The sequence below is a fragment of the Amycolatopsis sp. NPDC003676 genome (assembly GCF_053587275.1).
Genome location: NZ_JBSFNS010000459.1, coordinates 1 through 1014, shown reverse-complemented (window position 1 = coordinate 1014; position 1014 = coordinate 1). Strand labels below are relative to the sequence as shown.

Here is a 1014-nt window from a genome sequence, read left to right as displayed (position 1 = left end):
AATTGGGTGCCGAGCCCGCGACGGGTGAGAACGCGTGCCGGGCGCTCGGGCGTGGCGAGCATGTGCTCGTCTTCCCGGGTGGTGATGTCGATGCCTTCAAGTCGTGGGGTGAACGCAACCGGGTCGTGTTCGACGGCCGGACCGGTTTCGCGCGGCTGGCCATCGAGGCCGCCGTGCCGATTGTTCCGGTGGTCACGTCGGGGGCGGGCGAATCGCTGATCTGCCTGTCCGACGGCCGCGGGCTCGCGCGCCGGCTCCGCCTCGACAAGGTGCTGCGGCTCAAGCGTCTGCCGGTGACGCTGTCGCTGCCGTGGGGTCTGACTGTCGGGATCGCGGGGCTGCTGCCCTATATCCCGCTGCCGACCAAGATCCGGACCGCGGTGCTCCCCGCGATGCGACCGAGGCTGGGGGAGTCGGCCGCCGAGTTCGCCGACCGGGTGCACTGCGCGATGCAGGTCGAGCTCGATCGCCAGACCGTCCATCGGATACCGCTGCTCGGGTGACGCCACCTACTGTCCAATTCTGAGCGTTTCATCAGAATGCCTTGACGAGGGATCAATCGAATGTGATGATATTATCAACTTCACTGGGAGGTACATCGTGACAAGCATCGACAAGGGAGTCGACACCGGCCGGACGGTGCAGGTCGGCAACTGTGAGATCTACTTCGACGAGTTCGGATCCGGGCCTGCGGTCGTGCTGCTGCACGGTGGCGGCCCCGGCGCGACCGGGCTGTCGAACTACTCGCGCAACATCGAGGCGCTGGCGGAGCACTTCCGGGTGCTCGTGCTGGACATGCCGGGCTACGGCCGGTCGTCGAAGTACGTCGACCAGTCCGACCCCTTCGGTTATCTGGCGCGCGTGCTCGGCGAGTTCCTCGACGTCCTGGAGATCGACTCGGCGCACCTGATCGGCAACTCCTACGGTGGTGCCGCGGCGACCTGACCGCCGTCGAGGAGGAGTTCCTGCGGTGTCTCCTCGAAGGGCAGCCTCTCGAATTGCCGGGGGTGCCGC

Annotated in this window: 2 protein-coding genes; both read left to right on the top strand. The window is 66.8% G+C overall.

The window, feature by feature from the left end:
- On the top strand, nt 1-503 hold a 503-nt coding region (locus ACWDNU_RS47235), incomplete at its 5' end, for a 1-acyl-sn-glycerol-3-phosphate acyltransferase (RefSeq protein ID WP_449673633.1).
- Between the two features lie 97 nt (nt 504-600).
- Nucleotides 601-945 carry an alpha/beta fold hydrolase gene (locus ACWDNU_RS47230; RefSeq protein WP_449673632.1) on the top strand — a complete coding sequence of 115 codons (345 nt, stop codon included), beginning with the start codon at nt 601-603 and terminating at the stop codon, nt 943-945.
- Nucleotides 946-1014 lie beyond the last annotated feature (69 nt).